The 22,168-nt window shown below is 73.2% G+C and carries 24 protein-coding genes and 2 tRNA genes; 10 read left to right on the forward strand and 16 right to left on the reverse strand.

What is annotated here, in order from left to right:
• Window positions 1–8: 8 nt before the first annotated feature.
• From FIP57_RS02650 to FIP57_RS02680, 7 genes are all read right to left on the reverse strand, one after another.
• Window positions 9–81, reverse strand: a tRNA-Ala gene (locus FIP57_RS02650).
• Between the two features lie 65 nt (window positions 82–146).
• Window positions 147–1,034, reverse strand: a complete 888-nt coding sequence (sepX, locus tag FIP57_RS02655) for a divisome protein SepX/GlpR (RefSeq protein WP_148571645.1) — start codon at window positions 1,032–1,034, stop codon at window positions 147–149.
• Between the two features lie 100 nt (window positions 1,035–1,134).
• Window positions 1,135–1,743 (reverse strand): GNAT family N-acetyltransferase, encoded by a 609-nt coding sequence (locus FIP57_RS02660; RefSeq protein ID WP_238993220.1) that lies wholly within the window; start codon window positions 1,741–1,743, stop codon window positions 1,135–1,137.
• Entirely contained in the window at window positions 1,740–2,219 is a 480-nt protein-coding gene (locus FIP57_RS02665) for a MogA/MoaB family molybdenum cofactor biosynthesis protein (RefSeq protein WP_203231002.1), read from the reverse strand. The genes FIP57_RS02660 and FIP57_RS02665 overlap by 4 nt, the downstream gene beginning before the upstream one ends.
• Window positions 2,216–2,704 (reverse strand): cyclic pyranopterin monophosphate synthase MoaC, encoded by a 489-nt coding sequence (gene moaC / locus FIP57_RS02670; protein ID WP_148571646.1) that lies wholly within the window; start codon window positions 2,702–2,704, stop codon window positions 2,216–2,218. Before moaC ends, FIP57_RS02665 begins: the two co-directional genes overlap by 4 nt.
• Window positions 2,704–3,954, reverse strand: a complete 1,251-nt coding sequence (glp, locus tag FIP57_RS02675; protein ID WP_148571648.1) for a molybdotransferase-like divisome protein Glp — start codon at window positions 3,952–3,954, stop codon at window positions 2,704–2,706. Before glp ends, moaC begins: the two co-directional genes overlap by 1 nt.
• Before the next feature lie 32 nt (window positions 3,955–3,986).
• Entirely contained in the window at window positions 3,987–5,363 is a 1,377-nt protein-coding gene (locus tag FIP57_RS02680; RefSeq protein ID WP_148571650.1) for a UTP--glucose-1-phosphate uridylyltransferase, read from the reverse strand.
• Between the two features lie 72 nt (window positions 5,364–5,435).
• Between FIP57_RS02680 and FIP57_RS02685 the strand changes: the two genes are divergently transcribed.
• Window positions 5,436–6,032 carry a 5-formyltetrahydrofolate cyclo-ligase gene (locus FIP57_RS02685; RefSeq protein ID WP_238993221.1) on the forward strand — a complete coding sequence of 199 codons (597 nt, stop codon included), beginning with the start codon at window positions 5,436–5,438 and terminating at the stop codon, window positions 6,030–6,032.
• Here the strand turns inward: FIP57_RS02685 and FIP57_RS02690 are convergent.
• Together FIP57_RS02690 and FIP57_RS02695 are read right to left on the reverse strand one after the other, a co-directional pair.
• Window positions 6,004–8,637 (reverse strand): penicillin acylase family protein, encoded by a 2,634-nt coding sequence (locus tag FIP57_RS02690; protein ID WP_238993222.1) that lies wholly within the window; start codon window positions 8,635–8,637, stop codon window positions 6,004–6,006. The genes FIP57_RS02685 and FIP57_RS02690 overlap by 29 nt on opposite strands.
• Before the next feature lie 78 nt (window positions 8,638–8,715).
• Window positions 8,716–9,027: an FmdB family zinc ribbon protein gene (locus FIP57_RS02695; RefSeq protein WP_148571654.1), complete on the reverse strand. Its 312-nt coding sequence runs from the start codon at window positions 9,025–9,027 to the stop codon at window positions 8,716–8,718.
• Between the two features lie 198 nt (window positions 9,028–9,225).
• Here FIP57_RS02695 and FIP57_RS02700 point away from each other — a divergent pair, with 198 nt between their 5' ends.
• A complete protein-coding gene (locus FIP57_RS02700; RefSeq protein ID WP_148571656.1) occupies window positions 9,226–9,882 on the forward strand; it encodes an SAF domain-containing protein in 657 nt (218 codons plus the stop codon).
• Between the two features lie 11 nt (window positions 9,883–9,893).
• The gene (locus FIP57_RS02705) at window positions 9,894–10,301 is read left to right on the forward strand and encodes an MscL family protein (RefSeq protein WP_148571658.1); all 408 of its coding nucleotides are present in this window, start codon (window positions 9,894–9,896) and stop codon (window positions 10,299–10,301) included.
• Window positions 10,302–10,324: 23 nt separating this feature from the next.
• On the opposite strand, the gene FIP57_RS02710 is transcribed toward FIP57_RS02705, so the two are convergent.
• The 3 genes from FIP57_RS02710 to glgA are packed head-to-tail and all read right to left on the reverse strand — an operon-like array spanning window position 10,325 to window position 12,614.
• The gene (locus FIP57_RS02710) at window positions 10,325–10,537 is read right to left on the reverse strand and encodes a hypothetical protein (protein ID WP_148571660.1); all 213 of its coding nucleotides are present in this window, start codon (window positions 10,535–10,537) and stop codon (window positions 10,325–10,327) included.
• Window positions 10,534–11,400, reverse strand: a complete 867-nt coding sequence (locus FIP57_RS02715; RefSeq protein ID WP_148571661.1) for an NAD-dependent epimerase/dehydratase family protein — start codon at window positions 11,398–11,400, stop codon at window positions 10,534–10,536. The genes FIP57_RS02710 and FIP57_RS02715 overlap by 4 nt, the downstream gene beginning before the upstream one ends.
• A gap of 44 nt (window positions 11,401–11,444) precedes the next feature.
• Window positions 11,445–12,614, reverse strand: coding sequence for a glycogen synthase (glgA, locus tag FIP57_RS02720; RefSeq protein ID WP_148571663.1), 1,170 nt, complete (start codon window positions 12,612–12,614; stop codon window positions 11,445–11,447).
• Between the two features lie 36 nt (window positions 12,615–12,650).
• Between glgA and glgC the strand changes: the two genes are divergently transcribed.
• Window positions 12,651–13,865 (forward strand): glucose-1-phosphate adenylyltransferase, encoded by a 1,215-nt coding sequence (glgC, locus tag FIP57_RS02725; protein ID WP_148571665.1) that lies wholly within the window; start codon window positions 12,651–12,653, stop codon window positions 13,863–13,865.
• A gap of 49 nt (window positions 13,866–13,914) precedes the next feature.
• Window positions 13,915–14,592 (forward strand): TetR/AcrR family transcriptional regulator, encoded by a 678-nt coding sequence (locus tag FIP57_RS02730; protein ID WP_148571667.1) that lies wholly within the window; start codon window positions 13,915–13,917, stop codon window positions 14,590–14,592.
• Window positions 14,593–14,610: 18 nt separating this feature from the next.
• On the opposite strand, the gene FIP57_RS02735 is transcribed toward FIP57_RS02730, so the two are convergent.
• Complete coding sequence (locus FIP57_RS02735; protein ID WP_148571669.1) at window positions 14,611–15,741, reverse strand: LCP family protein; 1,131 nt, start codon at window positions 15,739–15,741, stop codon at window positions 14,611–14,613.
• A gap of 204 nt (window positions 15,742–15,945) precedes the next feature.
• Between FIP57_RS02735 and FIP57_RS02740 the strand changes: the two genes are divergently transcribed.
• Window positions 15,946–16,021: transfer RNA gene (locus tag FIP57_RS02740), tRNA-Arg, on the forward strand.
• A 6-nt stretch (window positions 16,022–16,027) separates the two neighbouring features.
• On the opposite strand, the gene FIP57_RS02745 is transcribed toward FIP57_RS02740, so the two are convergent.
• Window positions 16,028–16,585: a TetR/AcrR family transcriptional regulator gene (locus FIP57_RS02745; protein ID WP_148571671.1), complete on the reverse strand. Its 558-nt coding sequence runs from the start codon at window positions 16,583–16,585 to the stop codon at window positions 16,028–16,030.
• A 69-nt stretch (window positions 16,586–16,654) separates the two neighbouring features.
• On the opposite strand from FIP57_RS02745, the gene FIP57_RS02750 reads away from it, so the two are divergent.
• From FIP57_RS02750 to FIP57_RS02760, 3 genes are read left to right on the forward strand one after another with little or no spacing between them, the layout of a single operon-like run.
• Window positions 16,655–17,809 carry an alpha/beta hydrolase gene (locus FIP57_RS02750; RefSeq protein WP_148571673.1) on the forward strand — a complete coding sequence of 385 codons (1,155 nt, stop codon included), beginning with the start codon at window positions 16,655–16,657 and terminating at the stop codon, window positions 17,807–17,809.
• Window positions 17,809–18,156 (forward strand): DoxX family protein, encoded by a 348-nt coding sequence (locus FIP57_RS02755; protein ID WP_148571675.1) that lies wholly within the window; start codon window positions 17,809–17,811, stop codon window positions 18,154–18,156. Before FIP57_RS02750 ends, FIP57_RS02755 begins: the two co-directional genes overlap by 1 nt.
• A 25-nt stretch (window positions 18,157–18,181) precedes the next feature.
• Window positions 18,182–18,877 (forward strand): MBL fold metallo-hydrolase, encoded by a 696-nt coding sequence (locus FIP57_RS02760; RefSeq protein WP_148571677.1) that lies wholly within the window; start codon window positions 18,182–18,184, stop codon window positions 18,875–18,877.
• On the opposite strand, the gene FIP57_RS02765 is transcribed toward FIP57_RS02760, so the two are convergent.
• Window positions 18,764–19,327 (reverse strand): nuclear transport factor 2 family protein, encoded by a 564-nt coding sequence (locus FIP57_RS02765; RefSeq protein ID WP_148571679.1) that lies wholly within the window; start codon window positions 19,325–19,327, stop codon window positions 18,764–18,766. The genes FIP57_RS02760 and FIP57_RS02765 overlap by 114 nt on opposite strands.
• Window positions 19,328–19,443: 116 nt before the next feature.
• Here FIP57_RS02765 and FIP57_RS02770 point away from each other — a divergent pair, with 116 nt between their 5' ends.
• Window positions 19,444–20,826 (forward strand): pyridoxal phosphate-dependent decarboxylase family protein, encoded by a 1,383-nt coding sequence (locus tag FIP57_RS02770; protein ID WP_148571681.1) that lies wholly within the window; start codon window positions 19,444–19,446, stop codon window positions 20,824–20,826.
• A 12-nt stretch (window positions 20,827–20,838) separates the two neighbouring features.
• Here FIP57_RS02770 and FIP57_RS02775 read toward each other — a convergent pair whose 3' ends face one another.
• Window positions 20,839–22,164 (reverse strand): lysozyme family protein, encoded by a 1,326-nt coding sequence (locus tag FIP57_RS02775; protein ID WP_148571683.1) that lies wholly within the window; start codon window positions 22,162–22,164, stop codon window positions 20,839–20,841.
• Between the last annotated feature and the right edge of the window lie 4 nt (window positions 22,165–22,168).

A 22,168-nucleotide genomic window follows, 5' to 3' on the forward strand; every position in this document is an offset into this window, starting at 1 on the left:
GAACCGGGTGGAGCTGAGGGGATTCGAACCCCTGACCTTCTCATTGCGAACGAGACGCGCTACCAACTGCGCCACAGCCCCAGGTGGCCGGCGGACCGACCGACAGCGAAGATATCACCCGCTTCGCACGGGTCCGAATCGCCCCGTCAGCTTCCCACCGCGCGCTGGTCCTCGGGGCCCTGGGTGGCGGTCGCCGCCTCCGCGACGAGGGCGCTGTCGGCGGCGTTGCGCCCCGAGCTCGCGACGCCGGGAGCGTTGAGGTCGATGGTGCGGACCGAGCGGGTGGCCCGCGGCTTGGTGACGTACGTCGGGAGGGTGACCGGGACCGGGTCCCAGAGCTCCTGCTTCGCCGGGATCGGGTCGGCGAGCAGTCCGACCGGGAACGACGCGGTGTCGTCGAGACCGGAGACCACGGCGAACCCCTGCTCGTTGCGCTCCTCGACGACCTCGATGACTGCCTCGGGGTGCTCCACCGGGTCGACCTCGGTGACGGTGGTCTCGACGACCTCGGCCACCGGCTCGACGGCCCGGGCGGTCCGCAGGTCGGCGAGCGTCCGCTCCCAGCGAGCGTGCTCGCAGCGCACCAGCACCCGGGCGAGCACGAGGAACCCGAGGACGAGCGCCCCTGGGATCGCAGCCGCCCACGGCTGCAGGGTGCCGGTGTACGAACCCGCGCCGACGGCAAGCGTCGCGAGCAGCAGCACCGCGAGCACCCGGCGGCGGCGCTTGGCCGCTGCTGCGGCGGCAGCGCGGTGGGCCGCCGCGAGCCGCTTGCGGTCGACGGGACGACGGGGCGCGGGGACGCTCGGCATCGCCGGCGACTCCGTCCGCGGTGCGGGGATCCTCGGCTTCTGGACCACGAGGCGCGGACCGTCGTCGGCCACCTCGCGGCGGGCGAGGACGCGGGCGTCCTCGGAGACCGTGTCGAGGGCCCGCGTGCGGGCGGCCTCGTCGTGGTGACGGAGGGCCTTGGGGATGAGGACGACAGCCCAGACCACAGCGAGTGCGACGAAGATCAGCCCGGACAGTTCCACGAGGAAGAGCGTACGAGCGGCTGAGGCCGATGTGACGCATGGTGTCCGGTGTGTCGGTTGTGGCCAGCCAACTCGCCGTCACATCCCGTTGTCCGAGCGTTCAGCGTCCGACGAGCCGGCGGAGCAACCCGCCGGGCACCTCCTCGACGGTGACCGCGAAGAGCCGGTGGTCGCGCCACGCGCCGTCGATGTGCAGGTAGCGCGGGGCGTACCCGATCTCCTGCAGCCCGAGCTTCTCCACGACCCGCAACGACGCGGCGTTCTCCGGACGGATCGCGATCTCCACGCGGTGCAGCCCCATCCCGCGGAAGCAGTGGTCGATCGTCAGCGCGACCGCGACCGGCATGTGCCCCTGCCCGGCGTGCTTCCGGTCGATCCAGTAGCCGACGCTGGCGAACCGTGCCGACCCGCCGACGACGTTGCTGACCGTGACCTGCCCGGCGAACTCGCCGTCGACGGTCAGCGCCAACGGCAACGCCCTGCCCTGCCTGGCCTGGCGCCGCAGGTCGCGCACCATCCCGCCGAACGACAGCGGCGCCAGCGGGTCACCGGGCGGCCGCGTCGCCTCCCAGGGAGCGAGCCACGCGGCGTTGCGACGCCGGGTCTCCTGCCACGCACGGCGGTCGCGGCGGACCAGGGGGCGCAGCACCACCGCGCCGTGGCGCAGCCGCAGGTCCTGCCACCGCACCGCCCCCGTGGTCAGGCTCAATGGTCGCTCCCCACGATCTGCTCGACCGCGTGCCGCAGCAGGGGTACGACGACCTCGAGCCCGTCCTTCACGCCGCCCCGCGACCCCGGCAGGTTGACCACGAACGCCGTGTCGCACACGCCGGCGACCCCGCGGGACAGCGCGGCGGTCGGCACCCCCTTGGCGACGCCGTGGGCACGGATCGCCTCCGCGACGCCCGGGACCTCCCGGTCGAGCAACGCCTTGGTGACCTCCGGCGTCCGGTCGGTCGGGGTGAGCCCCGTGCCACCGGTGGTGAGCACGGCGCGGGCACCCGCGAGCACGGCTGCCCGGATCGCCTCCCCCACCGGCTCGCCGTCCGGGACCACGACGGGGTCGTCGACCGCGAACCCGGCCTCGCGCAGCGCGGCGACGATCACCGGGCCGGTGGTGTCCTCGTAGACACCGGCGGCGGCGCGGTTCGACGCCACCACGACGGCGGCCGGGTAGTCGCTCACGGCCGCTCCGCCGGGTTCGTCCAGTCGCCGCTCCTGCCGCCGCTCTTCGACAGCACCCGCACGTCGGTGATCGTCGCGGCCTTGTCGACCGCCTTCACCATGTCGACGACGGTGAGCGCCGCGACGCTGACGGCGGTGAGCGCCTCCATCTCCACGCCGGTGCGGTCGGAGGTGCGCACGGTCGCGCGGATCTCCACCGCGTCGTCGGCCACCTCCAGGTCCACGGTCACCCCGCTGACCGCGAGCGGGTGGCACAGTGGCACCAGGTCGGGCGTCCGCTTCGCGGCCATGATGCCGGCCACCCGGGCCACCCCGAGGGCGTCGCCCTTCGGCACCCCTTGGCCGCGCAGGAGCCCCACAACTGTCGGGCTGACAAGAACACGGCCGGCGGCCTCGGCGACCCTCGCGGTCACGTCCTTGCCGGACACGTCGACCATGCGGGCGGCGCCGGACTCGTCGACGTGGGTGAGCCTCTCGTCCCCCATCAGAACTCCTGGTCCAGCAGCAGCACGTCGACCTGCTGGCCGTCGCGCACGAGGTCGACGTCAGGCGGCACCACGACGAGGGCGTTGGCCTCGGCCAGGTCGCCGAGGAGGTGTGAGCCGTGGCCGCCGACCGGCGTGACCGTGGGGCCGGCCGCCGAGGGCGCCCACCGCGCGCGCACGTACTGCTGCTTGCCGTAGGCGGAGCGGAAGGTCGCCGCCGACCGGGCCAGCGACACCGGTCGCTGGTACGGCGTGCGGCCCATCAGCCTGCGGAGCGCGGGGAGCACGAACAGCTCGAAGGAGACGTACGACGACACCGGGTTGCCGGGCAGCGCGAACATCGGCGTCCGGTCCTCCCCCACGTGGCCGAACCCCTGCGGCTTGCCCGGCTGCATCCGGACCTCCCCGAACCACATGCTGCCGAGCGAGCCGAGGACCTCCTTGACCACGTCGTGCTCGCCCTTGCTGACGCCGCCGCTGGTGATGACGAGGTCGGCCCGCACCAGCTGGTCGGAGAGCGCGTCGGAGAACTCGGCGGGGTCGTCGGAGACGATCCCGACCCGGTAGGCGAGCGCGCCGGCGCGCCGGACCGCGGAGGCCAGCATGAACGAGTTCGCGTCGTAGATCGCGTCGCTCGCGAGCTTCGCCCCGGGCTCGCGGAGCTCCGCGCCCGTCGACATGATCACCACCCGCGGCCGGGGGCGGGAGCGCACCTGCGCGCGGCCGACGCTGGCGAGCAGCCCGACGTGGCGGGAGCCGAGGACGGTCCCCTCCTCGACGAGCAGGTCGCCGGTGACGACGTCCTCGCCCTTGCGGCGCACGTGCTGCCCGGGCCGCGGCGGCTGCATGACGCGCACCGAGGCAGCGCCCCCGTCGGTCCACTCGACCGGCACGACCGCGTCGGCACCAGCCGGGACGGGCGCGCCGGTCATGATCTTCACCGCGGTGCCCGGCGACATCGCGAAGAGCTTGGTCTGCCCGGCCGCCACCTCGCCCACGACCGGGAGCTGCACCGGGTGCTGTTCGGAGGCACCGGCGACGTCGGCGGTCACGACGGCGTAGCCGTCCATCGCGGAGTTGTCGAAGGCCGGCAGGTCCATCGGCGCGGTCACCTGCTCGGTGATCGGCAGCCCCACCGCCTCGAGCAGCGGCTGCTCGAACGGCGGCAGCGGCTCCACCGCCTCCAGGACGCGCGCCACGTGCTGCTCGACGGTGACGGACTCCTCGCCGGAGACGGGGGTGAAAGCCATGTCGGGACCCTAACGGCCGCCCGTCGGGGGCGTCAGGCGCCCAGGACGGTGCCGGGCTCGACCCGGCCGGACGAGCCTTCCTCGCCCACGACCGCCTCGCCGACGACGGTGACGTCGCCGCCGAAGGTCCAGTCGCCGTGCACGACCAGCGACCGCGCTCGCCGGAGGCTCGGGACGCCCTCGGGGAACCGCTCGTCGAAGCCGGCGACCAGCTTGTAGGGCTTGTCGAGGTCGACGAACGGCACCTCGTCGGGCTGCTGGTGGAGCACCGCGTCGTCGTCGAGCCGGTAGCAGTCGCTGCGCAGCACCAGGAGGTCGTTGGTGGTCTTCACCGGCACGAACCGGTCGCGGCCGACCTCGATCGTCCTCGACCCCTCGAACACCTCGATCGCGGCACCCATCGCTGTCTCGATCTGGATCACCTCGGGCGAGGACGAGTCGGCCGGGTCGACGGTCTTGACGTTGCGGATCATCGGGAGGCCGAGGATCCCGTCGCGGCGGTCGAGCTCGTCCTTCATCGCGCGCAGGTCGAACCAGAGGTTGTTGGTCGAGCAGTACTGGTGGCGGCTCAGGTCCCGCAGCGCCTCCTGGTCCTCGGGCAGCGTCTGCGCGGTCTCGCGGAGGACGATCCGCCCGTCGCTCTTGCGCCGCGCGAAGTGGCCGCCCTTGCGGTCGCTCGGCGTCCGGCGCACCGCCTCGATGGCGAACGGCGCCCCGCTGGAGGCGAACCAGCCGGCGACCCGCGGGTCGGGCACCGCGCCGAGGTTGTCGGAGTTGGAGACGAACACCTGGGTGAAGCCCGCGTCCAGCATCGCGTCGAGCAGCCCGGTGCCGCGCAGCGCCGTGTAGAGGTCGCCGTGGCCCGGCGGGCACCACTCGAGCGTCGGGTCCTTCTCCCAGGTGACCGGGGTGAGGTCGTCGCTGCGGAGCTTGGGCTCCTTGTTCTGCAAGAAGTCCAGCGGGAGGTCGGCGTCGGCGAGGTCGTCGTACGGCGCGAGCGCGGCGAGGGTGTCCTCGCGGGTCCGGAACGAGTCCATCAGCACCAGCGGCAGCCGGACGTCGTACTTCTTCCGGATCGCCAGCACCTGCCGCGCGATCACGTCGAGGAAGCTCAGCCCCTCGCGCGCCTCGAGCAGCGACTTCGCCCGGTCGAGCCCCATCGAGGTGCCGAGCCCGCCGTTGAGCTTGACCACCACGGTCCTGCCGATGGCGTCCGCCGCCACCTCGTCGGGCACGTCGGCGTCGGCGAGCGCGGGCATGTCCAACGGGTCGATCGTCGACTCGGGGACCATCCCGGTCTCGCCGCTCTCGACCAGGCGGTAGTAGTGGGTGAAGACCTCGATGGCCACCGGGTCCACACCCTCGGCGGCCATCTTGTCCCGTGCCTGCTGCAGCCCCGACTCGCTCATGGGGCGATCGTATTGACCGGTGGTGCACGGCGACGCGGCTCCCCTCACCGGGTGACTCAGTAGCGTGACCGGGTGGACGAGCTCACGCCGGCGCTGGCACAGAAGATCGCGATGCGGGACCGGCTGCTGACCGCCCGCCGACGGCTCTCGCTCCTCGACCTCCAGGAGGCGGCGCAGGCGATCGCCGGCCACCTCCTCGCCACCCCGGAGGTACGCCGGGCCGCCACCGTCGCGGCGTACGTCTCGGTCGGCACCGAACCCGGGACGGGGCCGCTCCTCGAGGCGCTCCTCGACGCGGGCCGCCGGGTGCTCCTCCCGGTCGTGCTGCCCGACCTCGACCTCGACTGGGCCGTGCACACCGGGACGCTCCGGTCCGCCGGGCGTGGCCTGCTCGAGCCCGTCGGACCGACCCTCGGGCCGGAGGCGGTGGCGACCGCCGACGTCGTGCTCACTCCCGGGCTGGCCGTCGACCGCTCCGGGATGCGGCTGGGACGGGGCGGCGGCTCCTACGACCGGGCGCTGGGTCGGGTGCCGGTCGGCACCTTCACCTGCACCCTGCTGCACGAGGGCGAGCTGGTCGACTTCGTGCCGGCCGAGCCGCACGACCGGCCGGTGGCCGCCGCGGTCACCCCGTCGGGGGTCACTCCCTTCGCGTCGTCGCCAGGGTGAGGACGTCCTCGCCGGCCTCCTCGACCGCCTCGCGGCTGAACGGCCACGGCCGGGTCCGCCCCTCGGCCCAGAGGTCGGTCTGGTCGGTGTAGTGCGGGTGGAAGGCGTGGCCGCTCGCACCGGTCAGGTTGATCCACGTCGAGTCGTCGAGGTCGGCCATCGAGACCACCATCCGCATCGACGGGACCCAGGTGACCTCGTAGCCCTCCTCGGCGTTCCACCCCGTCGCGTCGACGATCGACGAGCCGCCGCCGAGCTCCCAGTCGCCACGGTTGACCAGCCGCGCGACCAGCCCGACGTCGGACTGCCCGACGGTCTGGTTCTCCAGGGTCAGCCTGTGCTGGTGGCCCCAGGTCCAGCGGTCGGCCCGGCGGGACTGGAGCCGCACCAGCTCGTCCCGCGCGGCGCGCACCGCCTCGACGAGGACGTCGTCGCGCCGCTCGACCACGTCGTCGGTGTCGACGTCGTCCCACCACGGGTCCGACGGCTCCTCGAGCAGCCCGCGGACCACCTCGAACCACCGCGAGTTGCCGTCGACCTCCACCGACGCCGGCAGCTCGTCGTCGAAGGTCAGCTCGAGGAGGTTGCGCCAGACCGCGTTGTAGTAGGCCGCGGCGGCCGAGTCCGGCGGCTGGGTGAAGTCCCAGCGCCGCAGCAGCCGCTGCCCCGCGCGGTAGTAGTGGCTGCCGGGGTCGACGTCGAGGAGGTAGGGCACCAGCGTCGGCGCGAGCCCGTTGCGGGTGTCGAGCTGGAGCCGGGCCATGTCGTCCGGTGAGAACTTCTCCTGCGACTCGATCAGCTCGAAGAGCCGCTGGCTCCGGTAGCCGAGGTCCCACGCCTCGCCGAGCCGGTGCGGGTAGTCGGGGCCGACCGGCGCCTGGTTGGCCGTCACGACGTAGCCCTCGGGCGGGTTGAGCACCGACGGCAGCGCGTCGAAGGGGACGTGGTCGCCGGTCCAGTCGTAGGCCGGGTCCCACCCGGGCGCCGGCCAGTTGCCGTCGTGGGCGCGCCCGCGGACCGGGATCAGCCCGGGCGCCTGGTAACCGATGTTGCCTTCGCGGTCGGCGTAGACCATGTTCTGGCTCGGCGCCGCGAACTTCGCCGCCGCGGCGCGGAACTCGTCCCACCCCGACGCTCGGGCCATGTCGAAGATCGCCTCGGCGGTGCGGGTCGTGGACAGCGCCGTCCAGGAGAGCGCCACGGCGTAGCCCTCCCCGCGCTCCGGGCTGCCTTCGGGCGCCGGCGCGTTGGCGCCGACCGAGGCGAAGTCGGGTGCGACGTCGGAGATCAGCGGGCCGTGCACCGACGTGCGGACGGTGAAGGTGAACGGCTCCTCCCCCGCGATCTCGATCGTCTCGGTGCGCCGGCGGAACGGCCGCCACTCCTTGCCGCGCAGGTAGCGCTCGCCGTCGACGGCCTCGAGGTAGAGGTCGGTGACGTCCGGCCCGAGGTTGGTGAACCCCCAGGCGATGTCGCGGTTGTGGCCGATGACCACCCCCGGCAGCCCCGCGAAGGTGAACCCGGCGACGTCGAACGGGCACTCGTCGTCGACCACGTTGCAGTGCAGCCCCATCTGGTACCAGACCCCGGGCAGGGTCGGCGCGAGGTGCGGGTCGTTGGCGAGGATCGGCATCCCGGTCGTCGAGTGGTCGCCGTCGACGACCCAGGCGTTGCTGCCGACGCCCTCGCCGGTGCCCACCATCGTCGGCACCGCGTCGAGGGCCCGGTCGGTGGCCTCGAGCGCGCGCACCGCCGCCTTCTCGGGGTGCCTGCCGTACGACGGGACGGTGCCGGTCCGGGCAGCGGACCGGCTGCCGGTCACGATCGGCCGGTGCCGGGCGTAGGGGTACGCCGGGTAGAGCTCCTCCACCCGCTCGGGATCGACCCGGCTCGAGGCCATCGCCCGGTCGACCTCGTCCTGCATGTTGCCGCGCAGGTCCCAGGCGATCGCCTTGAGCCAGGCCACGGAGTCCGCCGGCGTCCACGCCTCCACGGCGTAGTCGTCGAGCCCGCCGAGGGAGAGCAGGGTGTACTCCAGCGACAGCTCGCCGGGCGACCGGTCGGCGACGTAGGCGTTGACCCCGGCGCTGAACGCCTCGAGGTAGTTCACGGTCGTCGGGTCGAGCCGGGCGACCTCCTCCTCGGCGACGCGGCGCCACCCCATCGCCCGCACGACCTTGTCGGTCTCGAGGGTCTCCTCGCCGAAGAGCTCCGAGAGCCGGCCGGCGGTGATGTGCCGGCGCACGTCCATCTCGAAGAACCGGTCCTGCGCCTGGACGAACCCCTGGGCGAAGAACAGGTCCTCGGGGGTGTCCGCCCAGATCTGCGGCACCCCGGCGTCGTCCCGGACGACCCGCACGTCGGCGGAGAGGCCAGGGACGTCGATCGTGCCCTCGGTCTGCGGGAACGAGCTCCGGACGGTCGTGACCGCCAGCACGCTCGTCGCCACCAGGGCGAGGACGAGCCCCACTGCGGCGTACACCGTCCCGCGCAGCCACGGGCTGCGCTCCCGCCACCGGGTGCGGGGCTCGACCCCCTCAGCGCCGGGGACTGCGCCGGGCGTCGCGCCGTCGTCGGTCGGTGGAGGCGTGACGGGTGCGGGCACGCGCGTCATTGTGCCGGGTCGCCCCGACACGGCGGCCCACACCCGGCGGGTCCCCGGGGAGCCGCGACGGCGGGACCGTCAGGCGGCGCTGCCGCTCGTCGCGGTCGAGCTCGAGGAGGACGACGGGGTGGAGGAGGAGCTGTCGCTCGACGGCGTGGAGGACGCCGCCGGCTTCGAGCTGCTGCCGTTGCTGGTGTTGGTGCTCCCGCTGTCGCTGCGGCTGTCCGTGCGGTAGAAGCCGGACCCCTTGAAGACGACCCCCACGGCGTTGAACACCTTGCGCAGCCGGCCCTGGCACTCCGGGCAGACCGTGAGCGACTCCTCGGAGAAGCTCTGGAACTGCTCGAAGAAGTGTCCGCACTCGGTGCACGAGTACTGGTAGGTCGGCAAGGCGGCCTCCTCCTGGTCCTGGTCCCCGGCTCCGCTGGTCGGCGCCGCCGGTTGGCACTCTCGACTCTCGACTGCTAATCATCGCAAACAACCGGCCGTCGCGTAAACATTCCGTCGGTCACGTCGCGTCCGGGACCGCCCGACGAGGCTGTGGAGAGCGCGAGCACGGGGGCCGAACTCTCCCTACGCTGCGTCGGCATGCCGCCCCTCCCGCTCCCGCCCGGCCTGCGCCGCCTCCGCCGCCGGGTCCTGCTCCACCGGCGGGGACTGGCCGCGCTCCTCGCCGCGCTCGCGGTGCTGCTGGCCGTACGTGCGGCCTCCGCGCCGCCCCCGGCGACCGAGCCGCTCCTGGTGGCCGCCGCCGATCTCCCCGGCGGGAGCGTGCTCACCGAGCAGGACGTCCGCGTCACCAGGGCGGCCGCTGCCTCGGTGCCGGAGGGCGCGGCGAGGGAACCCCACGACGCGGTGGGCCGGGTGCTGGCCGCCCCGCTGCGCGCCGGAGAGCCGGTGACCGACGTTCGCGTCGTCGGCCCGGGGCTGCTCGACGGCTACCCGGGGGCGGTGCTCGCGCCGGTGCGGGTCGCGGATGCCGGCGCGGTCGGGCTGCTCGAGGTCGGCGACGTGGTCGACGTCGTCGCGACCTCACCGGAGAGTGGCGAGGCGGAGGTGGTCGCCCGGCGGGCGCCGGTCGCCGCGCTACCCCAGGCGGCGAGCGGTCCGGCTGGCCCCGAGCTCCAGGGCGGCCGGCTCGTGGTGCTCGCCGTCGACGAGCACACCGCACTGGCGCTCGCGGCGGGTGCAGTTGCGTCCGTGCTCAGCGTGGTGCTGACTGGGCAGCACACACCCTCTCCCTGAAAGGACACACGATGAGTGGCTTCAAGGCCTTCGTCCTCCGCGGCAACCTCGTGGAGCTGGCGGTCGCGTTCATCATGGGCGCGGCGTTCGCGACCGTGGTGACCACCTTCACCGACGTGATCATGGGCTTCGTCTCGAAGGTCTTCGGCGGGAGCCCGAACTTCGACAACGTCGAGCTCTTCAAGGAGGACGGCGTCGCCGGGACCGGCATCCCGATCGGCACCTTCCTGACCGCCCTCATCGCGTTCCTGATCCTCGCCGCCGTCCTCTACTTCTTCGTCGTGATGCCCTACACGAAGGCCAAGGAGCGGTTCTTCCCGAGCCCCGAGCCGGAGGGCACCCCGGAGGACATCGCCCTGCTCACCGAGATCCGCGACGCCCTGGTCGCCCGCGGCGGCAGCACCCCGCCCACCACCTGACCCGACGCGCGTCCCTCTCGCTCTCAGCCGTGGTGAGGAGGAACGTTGCGCCTGAGCCACTCGTCCGACGAGCCCTCGCCAGGACGGCCGGCGGGGTCGCGGTCGTCGGTCGTGGACTCCGGCAGCACCTCGCCGAACACCTCCGCCCGGCGCCGTCTGCGGGCGGCCTCCTCGCGGGCCGGCTCCCGCTCCCCCGCGCCCTCGTCGGCGGCGGGACGCTCCTGCTCGTCGCTCACGGGACCACCAGCTCGGGCAGCCCCGCCGCCTCGAACCAGCCGGCGTCGAGCCGCTCGCGCCGGGGGCTCCACCCGGTGACGTCGGAGAACCGTGCCGAGCTCACGCGCAGCGAGCGGCGTAGCGGCTCGAGCCGCTCGCGCCCCAGCCGTGTCGCCCAGGACCCCAGGAACCCGCCGCCTTCGCGGCCCACCGCCGCGGCGCACCGGTCGGCGAGGTCCGCCCGCCGCACCGGCTCGGCACCAAGGTTGTAGATCCCGCTCGGGGCGTCGAGCGCCGCGGCGACGGCCGGCCCCACGTCGTCGCTGTGGATCAGGTGGGCGTAGCCGTCCGGGTCGCCGAACCCGACCGGCCGTCCGGCCGCAGCCGCGCGGAGCGACCACCGGGTCAGCGGCGAGTCGCCGACGACCAGCCCCATCCGGAGCACGACACCGGTCCGACAGGTCCCGGCGTGCCGCTGCACGGCGAGCTCACCGACCGACGCCGGCTCGGTGGCGGTGGTGACGCAGACCGGGGACTCCTCGGTGATCCAGTCGTCGGCCGCGTCGGCGTACACGAAGGAGACGCTCTGGAGCACGACGCGGCGCACCCCGGCCCGCCGTGCGGCGTCGGTGAGCGTGCGGACGCCCTCGGAGCGCAACAGGTCGTGGGCGCGCCAGGAGCGGGCGCGCAAGGCGCGGCGGCCGGTGGGGATCTGCGCCGGCAGCGCGACCAGCGCGTCGCACCCCGCCATGGCACCGGCTGCGGCGTCGAGGTCGGGGAGCGCGTCGGGAGGGGTGTCCAGGGCGACCACCTCGTGGCCGGCCGCGCGGAGCCCCGGAAGGGCGCAGCGGCCCACGACCGTGTCCGCTCCCGCTACCGCCACCCGCATGAGCGTGGACCCCTTCCCACGAGAACCCGGGCACGAGTCTAGGTTCTGCGGCCGCTCCGGCAAGCCTCGTAGACCGCGACGGTGCGTTCGGCCACCGCGTCCCACCCGAACCGCTCGACCGCCCTCGCCCGTCCGGCGGACCCCATCCGGGCGGCGCGCTCCGGGTCGCGGACGAGCTCGTCGACGGCGGCGGCGAGCCGGCGCTCGAAGTCCTCGGGGTCGGCCGGGTCGAGGTCGACCAGGAGCCCGGTCTCGCCGTCCACCACCACCTCGGGGATGCCGCCCACGCGGCTGGCGACGACCGCCGTCTCGCAGGCCATCGCCTCGAGGTTCACGATCCCGAGCGGCTCGTAGACCGACGGGCAGCAGAAGACGGTCGCGTGGGTGAGCACCTGGCGGACGTCCTCGCGGGGCAGCATCTCCGAGACCACGAAGACGCCGTCGCGGCTCTCCCGAAGCTGCGCGACCGCTGCGTCGGTCTCGGCCTTCAGCTCGGGCGTGTCGGCGGCCCCGGCGAGCAGCACCAGCTGGAGCTCGGGGTCCATGAGCAGTCCGGCGCGGAGCAGGTGCGGCACCCCCTTCTGCCGGGTGATGCGCCCGACGAAGGTGAGGTACGGCCGGCCGGGGTCGACGCCGAGCCGCTCGAGCACGTCGCGACGGGGGTCGGGGCGGTAGAACTCGGTGTCGATGCCGTTGTGCACCACGTGCACGCGGTCGGGGTCGACCGCGGGGTAGACGTCGAGCACGTCGGCCCGCATCCCCTCGCTGACCGCGATCACCGCGTCCGCGGCCTCGTAGGCGGTCCGCTCGACCCACGACGAGACCCGGTAGCCGCCGCCGAGCTGCTCGGCCTTCCAGGGCCGCTGCGGCTCGAGCGAGTGGGCGGTCAGGACGTGCGGCACGTCGTGGAGCAGCGACGCGAGGTGGCCGGCCAGGTTGGCGTACCAGGTGTGCGAGTGGACCAGGTCCGCACCCGCCACCCCGGCCACCATCGACAGGTCGGCCGACAGGATCCGCAGCGCCGGGTTGGCGTCGACCAGCCGGGGGTCGTCCTCGGCGTGCGCGGTGGCCCCTTCCCGGGGCGCGCCCATGCAGTGGACGTCGACTTCGACGAGCCGGCGGAGCTCGCGGACCAGGAAGTCGACGTGCACCCCCGCTCCGCCGTACACGTCCGGTGGGAACTCCCGGGTCAGGATCGCGGCTCGCACGGTTTCAAAGGTAGACCGCGCGGCTAGGGTCAGGTCATGGCCAGGGTGCTGAGCATCGTGCTCGCAGGCGGTGAGGGGAAGCGGCTGATGCCGCTGACGCTCGACAGGGCGAAGCCGGCGGTCCCCTTCGGTGGCTCCTACCGGCTCATCGACTTCGTGCTCTCGAACCTCGTCAATGCCGGGTACACCAAGATCGCGGTGCTGACGCAGTACAAGTCGCACTCGCTCGACCGGCACATCTCGCAGAGCTGGCGGTTGTCGTCGATGGTCGGGCAGTACGTCGCCCCGGTGCCGGCGCAGCAGCGACGTGGTCCCCGGTGGTACCAGGGCAGCGCCGACGCGATCTACCAGTCGATGAACCTCATCAACGACGAGCGGCCGGACTACATCGTGGTGTTCGGCGCCGACCACGTCTACCGGATGGACGCCTCGCAGATGGTGCAGGCGCACATCGAGTCCGGCGCCGGCGTCACGGTGGCGGGCATCCGGGTCCCACGGCGCGAGGCGTCGGCGTTCGGCGTCATCGAGACCGCGGAGGACGGCGTCACCATCCAGGACTTCCTCGAGAAGCCGGCTGACCCGCCGGGGCTCGTCGACTCCCCCCAAGAGACCTTCGCCTCGATGGGCAACTACGTGTTCACCGCCGACGTGCTCGTCGACGCCCTCGAGCGGGACGCGAAGGACCAGTCGTCACGCCACGACATGGGCGGCGACATCATCCCGATGCTCGTCGACGAGGGGAAGGCCGCGGTCTACGACTTCAAGCGCAACGTCGTGCCCGGCTCGACGCCGCGGGACCGCGACTACTGGCGCGACGTCGGGACCCTCGACAGCTACCACGAGGCCCACGTCGACCTGGTCTCGGTGCTGCCGGTGTTCAACCTCTACAACGACGCGTGGCCGATCTTCAGCTCGCACCACCAGCTCCCCGGCGCGAAGTTCGTCTCCGGGGCGTCGGTGCGCGACTCGATCGTCTGTGCCGGCTCCATCGTCTCCGGCGCGTCGGTCGACACCACGGTGATCGGCACCCACGGCTACGTCGCGGACCACGCGACCGTGCAGCGCTCCGTGCTTCTCGACAACGTCACGATCGGCCGCGGCGCCGTGGTCCGCAACGCGATCATCGACAAGAACGTCGTGGTGCCCGACGGCTGCCTGGTCGGCGTCGACCACGAGGAGGACCGGCGTCGAGGGCTGACCGTCAGCGACGGCGGGGTCACCGTGATCGGGAAGGGACAGCGGCTGGGCTGACCGGCTCGGCGGGCGGTCCGGCCACGGGGCGCCCACTACCATCGCGTGCATGGAACAACGGGGGATGTCAGAAAGCATGCGCAGGCTCCGCAGGGTGCCGCAGCAGTCGCGCAGCAGGGACCGGGTCGAGAAGATCCTCGACGCCGCCGCCGCGCAGGTCGTCGCGAACGGGGTCGACTCGCTCGGCACCCGCACGATCGCCGAGGCCGCGGGCGTGCCCGTCGCCTCGCTCTACCAGTACTTCGCCGACAAGGACGACATCCTGCTCGCCCTCGTCGAGCGGGACCTCGACGCGATGGACGCCCTGGTCCGGACCGACGTGCGGCAGCTCGGCGATGTCAGCATCGCCGCGATCGTGCGCACCACGATGCAGGTGTTCGCCGACGCCTACCGGGAGCGGCCCGCGTTCGTGGCCGTCTGGATGCGCGGCCGCAGCAACCCGGCGATCCGCGAGTACACACGGCAGCACAACCGGCGGGTCGCCGCCCGGCTCTACGAGATGGGCCGCGAGGCCGGGCTCTTCCGCGAGGACCTGACACCGGAGATCGCCGAGGTGGCCGTCGAGATCGGTGACCGGCTCTTCGAGTGGGCCTTCGCCGCCGACCACAACGGGTTGCCGGCACTCGTCGAGGAAGGCATCCGCGCGGTCACGGCGTACCTCGAGCTGTACGCCGCCCCGGGCGCCCGCAAGGAGCGCGTGGCCCAGGTGGCCGCCGCCGAGGGGTGAGCGGCCGGGAGGACGGGCTCAGGCGCAGAGCCCGTCGCGGGCCGCCTGGGCCTCCTGCTCGGGGTTGCGGCGCTTCTTCGGCTCCGACGGGTCGCCCTCGGACGCCTTCGTCGCGCCACTGGTGAGGTTGCGGCGGAGCGGCTCGTCATGGCGCAGCTGCTCCCAGAGCCGCTCCGCCTCCGGCGCGGGGACGAGCCGGTTGGGGTCGAGCTCGTAGGGCTCGAAAGGCACGGTGAAGAACTGCACCTTGTCGAGCCCGATGTTCCGGACGTCCTGGGCGAGGTCGAAGAGCGTGCCCATCTTGCTCAGCTCGGGGTCGGCGGTGAGCGACTGCGTGGCGGCGTTGAGGAACTTCCACAGCTTCGCCGGGTTGAACAGCGTCCCGGCGGAGACCGCGGTGTTCACCATCGAGGCGAGGAACGCCTGCTGCCGCTTCATCCGCCCGATGTCGCCGGTGTCGATGGTGCCGATCGAGTGACGGACGCGGACGTAGTCGAGCGCCTGGTTGCCGGTCACCTTGTAGGTCCCGGCCGGCAGGTAGATGTCGCCGATCGGGTCGTTGACCTCCTGCGGCACGCAGACCGGTACTCCGCCGAGCGCGTCCACCATCGTCTTGAAGCCGGCGAAGTCGACGACCACGAAGTGGTTGACCCGGAGCCCGGCCATCTCCTCGAACTGCGCGATCGTGCACGCCTCCCCGCCGAGCGCGAAGGCGTCGTTCCACTGCGCGAGCTCCTCGCCCTCGATCGGCGAGCCGTCGTCGGGGTCGGTGCACTCCGGGCGGTCGACCAGGAGGTCGCGCGGGATGCTCACGCCGTACGCCCGCTCCCGGTCGGCGGAGAGGTGGAGCAGGATCGTGGTGTCGGAGAGGCCGGCGCTGGAGCCGCTGACCTCGCGCTGCCCCTCCCGGGTGTCCGAGCCGAGGATGAGCACGTTGAGCGGCTTGCTCGGCCCCTCGACGTCGACCTCGTCGGGGCGGTCGCCGAGGATGTCGTCGAAGCCGTTCGAGACGGTGATGTTGCCCTCGAGGTGCCGGTAGGCGAGGAAGGCGGTGCCGGCGATCGCGAGCAGCACCATCGCCGTGGTCGCCGCGACCGCCCGCAGCACGGGGTGTCGAACAGCCCGTCGGTGCTTGCCGCGGTAGCTCACTGGGCACGTGTCCTCGAGGTCGGGGAAGAACGGTTCGGCCGGGGTCCCGTCCGGTCAGCGGGTGGCCGACCCCGAAGTCTTCCCCGCCATGATGCCAAGCGGACCGAAAGTTGCCGAAATCACCGACGCGGGACCGGGGAGACCGTGGTGCACCCGGTGCGTCACGGGGTCCCCGATGACTGAGAAGATGGCTTCGCACGACCCGCCCCAGTAGCTCAGTGGATAGAGCAGCCGCCTCCTAAGCGAAAGGTCGTAGGTTCGACTCCTACCTGGGGCACCACGGGTTTCACGTCGCCGTGCGCCGGGGTGAGCCGGCGAGCACCCGCTCGATGCTGCACTGCAGCTCGTTGCGGACCCGTGCCGGACCTTCGCCAGTGAGCTCGGCGAAGAGCAGTCCATCGAGCATGGCGAGCAGGTCGGCGGCGACCCGCTCGGCGTCGGCGACGCCGTCCTCCACGAGTCGTGCGCGGACGACCTCCCGCACCTGGCGGGTTCCCGTCGCCAGGAGCTTGCGCAGCTCGGGGCGGCGGACGGCCTCCAGCGAGAGCTCGTAGCGGGCGAGCAGTCGACGCCGGTCGGTGGAGAGCAGCTCCTCGATCGTCGCGGCCAGGACCACGCCGAGGGGCCGACCCTCGAGCGGGGGCATCGCCGTGGAGTCGAGTTCGGCGAGCCGGCCGACGGCTGCTTCGAGCAGGCTGGCTCGGGACCGGTGGTAGTAGGAGGTCGAGCCGGGCGGGAGCCCGGCCGCCTCGTCGACGGCGCGGTGGGTCAGCCCCCGGCTGCCGACCCTCGCCAGCGTCTCGATGATCGCGTCCGCGATCCGCGTACGTCGGTCCACTCCCATCGGCAAACCCCTTGCGTCGATCCTCTACGGCCGTAGAGTAGCGCACCTCAACGGATGTAGAGGATGCGCATGCCTGTCGGATACCTGCTCAACGTCGTCGTCGTCGGTGCGTTCACGCTGGTGGCTCTCGCCCCGCCCTCACGCCCGGTCTGGGCGGCCCGATCGGCGTACCTGCTCGGGATGGCGGTCACCGAGGTGCCCCACGTCGCCGCTGGAATCCCTCTGGCACTCGCGACCGGCTTCGCGCTGGCCGGCGGCGATCTCGCCGCCTCGGCGTCGTCGGCGCTCCTACTGGGCGCGGCCGGAGTGGTCGCATCCGCGCTGGCCGTGGTGGCCGCCCGCGGGGTCAAGGCTCGCGACGCCGTGGCCGACGGGCTGCGTCGAGCCGGTGTCGCCGTTCCACGACCGTCGACGTGGTGGGCCTGGCGCGCGGCCTTGACACCACTGCCCGTCCGCCCCCGGCGTGTGCGTCGCGTCGCCGGTCTACGGTACGGCGACGACCGGCGCCAGCGCCTCGACGTCTACCACCGACGCGACCTGCCGGCCGGCGGCCCGGTGCTGGTCTACTTCCACGGGGGCGGCTACAGCTCGGGCGGCAAGCACTGGGAGGCGAGGGCGCTCCTGCACCGCCTGGCGGATCGAGGCTGGGTCTGCATCAGCGCCAATTACCGGCTCCGCCCACGGGCGGGCTTCGAGGAGCACCTCGCTGACGCCCGGAGCGCCCTCGCCTGGGCGCACGAGCACGCCGCGGACTTCGGAGGCGACCCGACCACGATGGTGATGGCCGGGAGCTCTGCGGGGGCTCACCTGACGTCCCTCCTCGCGTCGGCCCCGGGGTCGCGACTGTCGGCGACCATCTGCCTCTACGGCTACTACGGCCGCTACTACGGGCGGACCGAGGCAGAGCCGGTCCCCTCCACACCGTTTGTGCTGTCCGCCGTCGACGCGCCGCCATGCTTCGTGGCGCACGGTGACCTGGACACCTGGACACCGGTCCAGGCGGCCCGGGACCTGGCCGTGAAGCTGCGGGCCGAGTCCTCCGGCCCGGTCGTGCTGGTGGAGCTCCCCCGCGGCCAGCACGGGTTCGACCTCTTTCGTTCGTGGCGGTTCGCCTCGGTGCTCGACGGCATCGACGCGTTCCTGGCCGACCCACGGGTCGGCGTGGCTGCGCGTTCCGTGGCCGCCGAACCCCAGCTGCAGCTCCAAGGAAAGGAAAGACACTGATGTCCCTCACCGCAACCGTCATCGTCCTCGTCGCGGCAGCCTGGGTCGGGTTCTCGGCCTTCGCCGTCTTCACCCACCAGTCCTGGGTGGTCGACAACCTCGCCGACTACGGCGTCCCACGCAGCTGGTGGGCTTGGCTGGGCTCGGCGAAGGCACTGGGCGCGGCCGGTCTCCTGATCGGCCGGTGGATGCCGGCGGTCGGCGTGGCCGCAGCGGCCGGCCTCGTCCTGTACTTCCTGGGCGCGGTGGTCACCGTGCTCCGCTCCCGGGCCTACTCCCACATCCCCTTTCCGCTGCTGTACCTGGGGCCGGTGGTGGTGGCGGGCGTCGTCACCAGCACCGCCTGACCGAGGATCTCGCGAGAGGAGAGGCATGGACCTCGTCGACGTGGTGCCCGGACTCGTCATGCTCCCGCTGGGCATCAGCAACGCGTACGTGTGGCTCGAGCCGGACGGAGCCACGCTGGTCGACACGGGGCCTCCCGGCAGCGCACCCGCGGTCAGGGGTGCGCTGGAGGTGCTCGGGGTACGGCGGGAGGAGCTCCGGCAGATCGTGCTCACCCACTACCACGACGACCACGCAGGATCGGCCGCTGACCTGGCCCTCTGGGCGCGGGCACCGGTCGCCGCCGGAGCGGGCGACGCGCCGTTCGTGCGCGGTCAGGAGCCGGTGCCCGCCCTCGAGCTCACCGCGGCCGAACAAGAGCTGCACGCCGTCGTTGCGGCGGACCTCGCACCGGCACCGCCCTGCACGGCGGTCCGTGAGGTCACCGACCACGACGTCGTCGCGATGGCGGGTGAGGCGGTGGTTGTCGCGGTGCCCGGCCACACGCCGGGCAGCATCGCCCTGCACCTGCCCGGTCCGGGCGTGCTGGTGGCCGGGGACACGATCGCGGAGCACGGGGGTGCCGCGATCCTCGGGCCCTTCAACCACGACCGGGCGCAGGCGTGGCGCTCACTGCAGCGGCTCGCTGCGCTCGACGTGGACGTCGCCTGCTTCGGGCACGGGGAGCCCATCGTCGGCGACGCGCACCGCGCCCTGCGCGAGGCCACCGATCCTCTCGGTTGACCCCTCGAGGGCGGCGAGCAGGTCGCTCGGGGCGTTGAGGAACACGTCGAGGCCGGTCAGCGTCCCGAGCTCGACGGACCAGACGTGCAGCTCGCGGACGACGCGAGGCCGCCCGTCGGTCACCGGCGTGATCTCAGCGCGTCCGATGACGACCACGCGGTCACCGCCGTCGATGATCTCGTCGGGCGAGAAAGCGGCCCTGGCGTGCTGTTCCACCAGGGCGAACATCGACCCCACACCGGCGGGTCCCACATGGCTGCCGCGCCAGGGGACGGCGTCTGACTGCCGGGACACGAACCGGTCGCTCATGAGTGCGGTGAACCCGTCCAGGTCGCCCCGCTCGAAGGCGCGGTATGCCTGCTCCACGGCACGCACGTTCGTCGACGCGGTTCCGGCCGAGCTCTCACCGCGCCGCTCGCCGCGCTGGTCTTCGTCGATGTGGGAAGTCATCGCGTCACGGTAGGAGTTCAAGTCGACTCGAGGTCAACGGTTTCCCCGGCGCGGAGCGAGGCACCGACGAGGACCCGGGGGTTGCGCCGGCCCCCCCAGGACTGCACGGTCAACCCATGACGGATCTCGAGCCCCTCTTCGTCCGTGCGGCCAGGGCCGCGGCCGAGCACCGGCGCGCGGTGCCGGACCGGCCGGTGGTCACCGGCGTGCCGGCCGAGGAGGTACGCGCGGCCTTCGCGGGCCCGCTCCCCGACGGGCCCACGGACCCCGACGGGGTGCTGGACCGGCTGCTCGAGGCGGCACCTCCCGGGATCACCGGCACGGTCGGTCCGCGGTTCTTCGGGTTCGTCATCGGCGGCGCCCTCCCGGCGGCGTCGGCGGCCGACATCCTGACGATCGGGTGGGACCAGCCGGCGTACAACGAGACCCTCTCCCCCGCGGCCGGGGCGGCGGAGCGGGCGGCGGGGAGCTGGGCGAAGGAGCTGCTCGGCCTCCCGGCCGGTGCGTCCGCGGCATTCGTGACCGGCGCCCAGGCCGGCAACACGGTCGGGCTGGCGATCGGTCGCAACGAGGTCCTCGCCCGCGCCGGCTGGGACGTGGCCCGGGACGGCCTCTGGTCGGCGCCCCGGGTGCACGTCGTCGCCGGCGAGGAGCGGCACGCGACGGTCGACCGCGCGCTGCGGCTGCTCGGCATGGGCACCGGCTCGCTCCACCCGGTCCGGGCCGACGCGAACGGCGCGATCGACGTGGAGGACCTCGCCACCACCCTCGCCGGGCTCGAGGGCCGGCCGACGATCGTCTGCCTGCAGGCCGGCAACGTGAACACCGGCGCCTGCGACGACTTCGCCGCGGCGATCCCGGTCGCCCGCGCCCACGACGCCTGGGTGCACGTCGACGGCGCCTTCGGGCTCTGGGCGGCCGCCAGCCCGCGCCACGCCCACCTGACCCGCGGGGTCGGGGACGCGGACTCGTGGGGGGCGGACGCGCACAAGTGGCTCAACGTGCCCTACGACTCCGGGCTCGCCTTCTGCCGCGACCCCGAGGCGCACGCCCGGGCGATGTCCTACACCGCGGCGTACCTCACCGGCTCGGGCGGCACCGCCCACGTCCTGGGCGACGTGACGCCGGAGTCGTCGCGCCGGGCCCGCGGCTTCGCCGTCTGGGCCGCGCTGCTCGAGCTCGGCCGTGACGGGGTCGCGGCGCTCGTCGACCGGTCCTGCGCCCAGGCACGACGGATGGCCGAGCGGCTGGAGGCCGGCGGCGCGACGATCCGCAACGAGGTGGTCCTCAACCAGGTGCTGGTCGGGTTCGACGAGGTGGCCGACGTCGACGCGCTGGTGGAGAGTGTCCAGCAGGAAGGCACGTGCTGGGTGGGGGCGACGACCTGGCGGGGCAGCCGGCTGATCCGCGTCGCGGTCTCGAACGCCACCACGACGGACGACGACATCGACCGCTCCGCCGACGCGATCCTCGCGGCGGCGCGCAGGCTCAGCGGGTGACGTGGTCGGGGATCAGCCCCAGGGCTGTCCCTGGAGCTTGACCACGAGGTTGGTGCCGCTCTTCAGCTCGACGGTGACCTCACCGGCGGCAGCGAGCCCCTCCAGCTCGACGGACAGCGGCTCGGCGGCGCCGTCCCCGTCCCAGTCGGCGCCGACCGCGTCGAGGCCGGGGCCGAAGTCGACGGCGTGGCCGCCGATGCTCCAGGAGGTGCCGCTGCCGACCAGGGTGCCGGTCAGCCTGGCCGGGGTCGAGGTGCCGTTGCCGGAGCCGCCCTTGCCGCCCTTGTCACCCTTCCCGCCCTTGTCGCCGCCCTTGTCGCCGCCGTTCTCGGGCTTGTTCTTGTGGTCGTCCCGAGGCTTCGAGGGCTCCTGCTCGGAGGGCCTGTCCTTCGACGGCTCGTCCTCGGAGGGCTTCTCGGGACGGCTCGGCCGCGACGGCCGCTCCTCGTCCTTCCGCTCCTTCTTCGCCTCGCGGCGCTCCTTGCGGACCGGCTTCTCGGCGGCCTCCTCGCCCTCCGCGGGCGGCGGGGGCGACGGGATCGTGAAGGTGCCGGTGCGGTACCCGTTCTCGAACGCCATCACCAGCGCGACGTAGTAGTCGGAGTGGTTGTAGGAGAAGATCGCCCGCTCCATCGCGCCCTCGGCCTTGATGCTGCCGGAGGACGGGCAGAGGTAGCCGGCCGCGGCGAGGGCCGCGTCGTCGATGTCGTTGGGGTCGGCGACCCCGTCGCCGTCACCGTCGCGCCCGGAGCCGGCCCAGGTGGTCGGGATGAACTGCATCGGACCCACCGCGCGGTCCCAGACCTTGTCGCCGTCGAACCGGCCGTTGTCGGAGTCCGGGATCGCCGCGACCGGCCCGACGCCGTCGAGCGCCACGCCGCGGATCGCGGGGCGGGGGACGCCGTCGCTGCCGAGCACCGAGCCGCCGTACCGGCCGTGGTCGGACTCGACGCGGCCGATCGCCGCGAGCAGCGTCCAGGGCAGGTCGCACGACGGGTGCGATGCGTTGGTCGCCTCAGCGGCCGCCTTGTACGCGCGGAGCGCCGCCTCGGGCACGTCGAAGCTGCCCAGCGCGCTGATCTCGAAGAGGTCGTTCCCCTTGGCGCTCAGCCGCTGCCCGCTCTCCGCGCGGATGACGACCGGCCGCTCCACCCGCTGCACGAGCACCACCTGCGGCTCGCTGACCGGGGTGCCGGAGACCGGCTCCGCGACGACGTCAGCCGAGGCGCCGGTGAGCACCGCCGACCCGAGCACGCCGCCGGTGACGGCGAGGGAGAGCGCGGTGGCGAGGCGCACCGTGCGGGCACGGCGACGCGGGGACGGCGGGGTGGTGACCATCGAG

This window comes from Nocardioides caldifontis (genome assembly GCF_008087345.1).
GTDB classification, from domain to species: Bacteria; Actinomycetota; Actinomycetes; order Propionibacteriales; family Nocardioidaceae; genus Marmoricola_A; species Marmoricola_A caldifontis.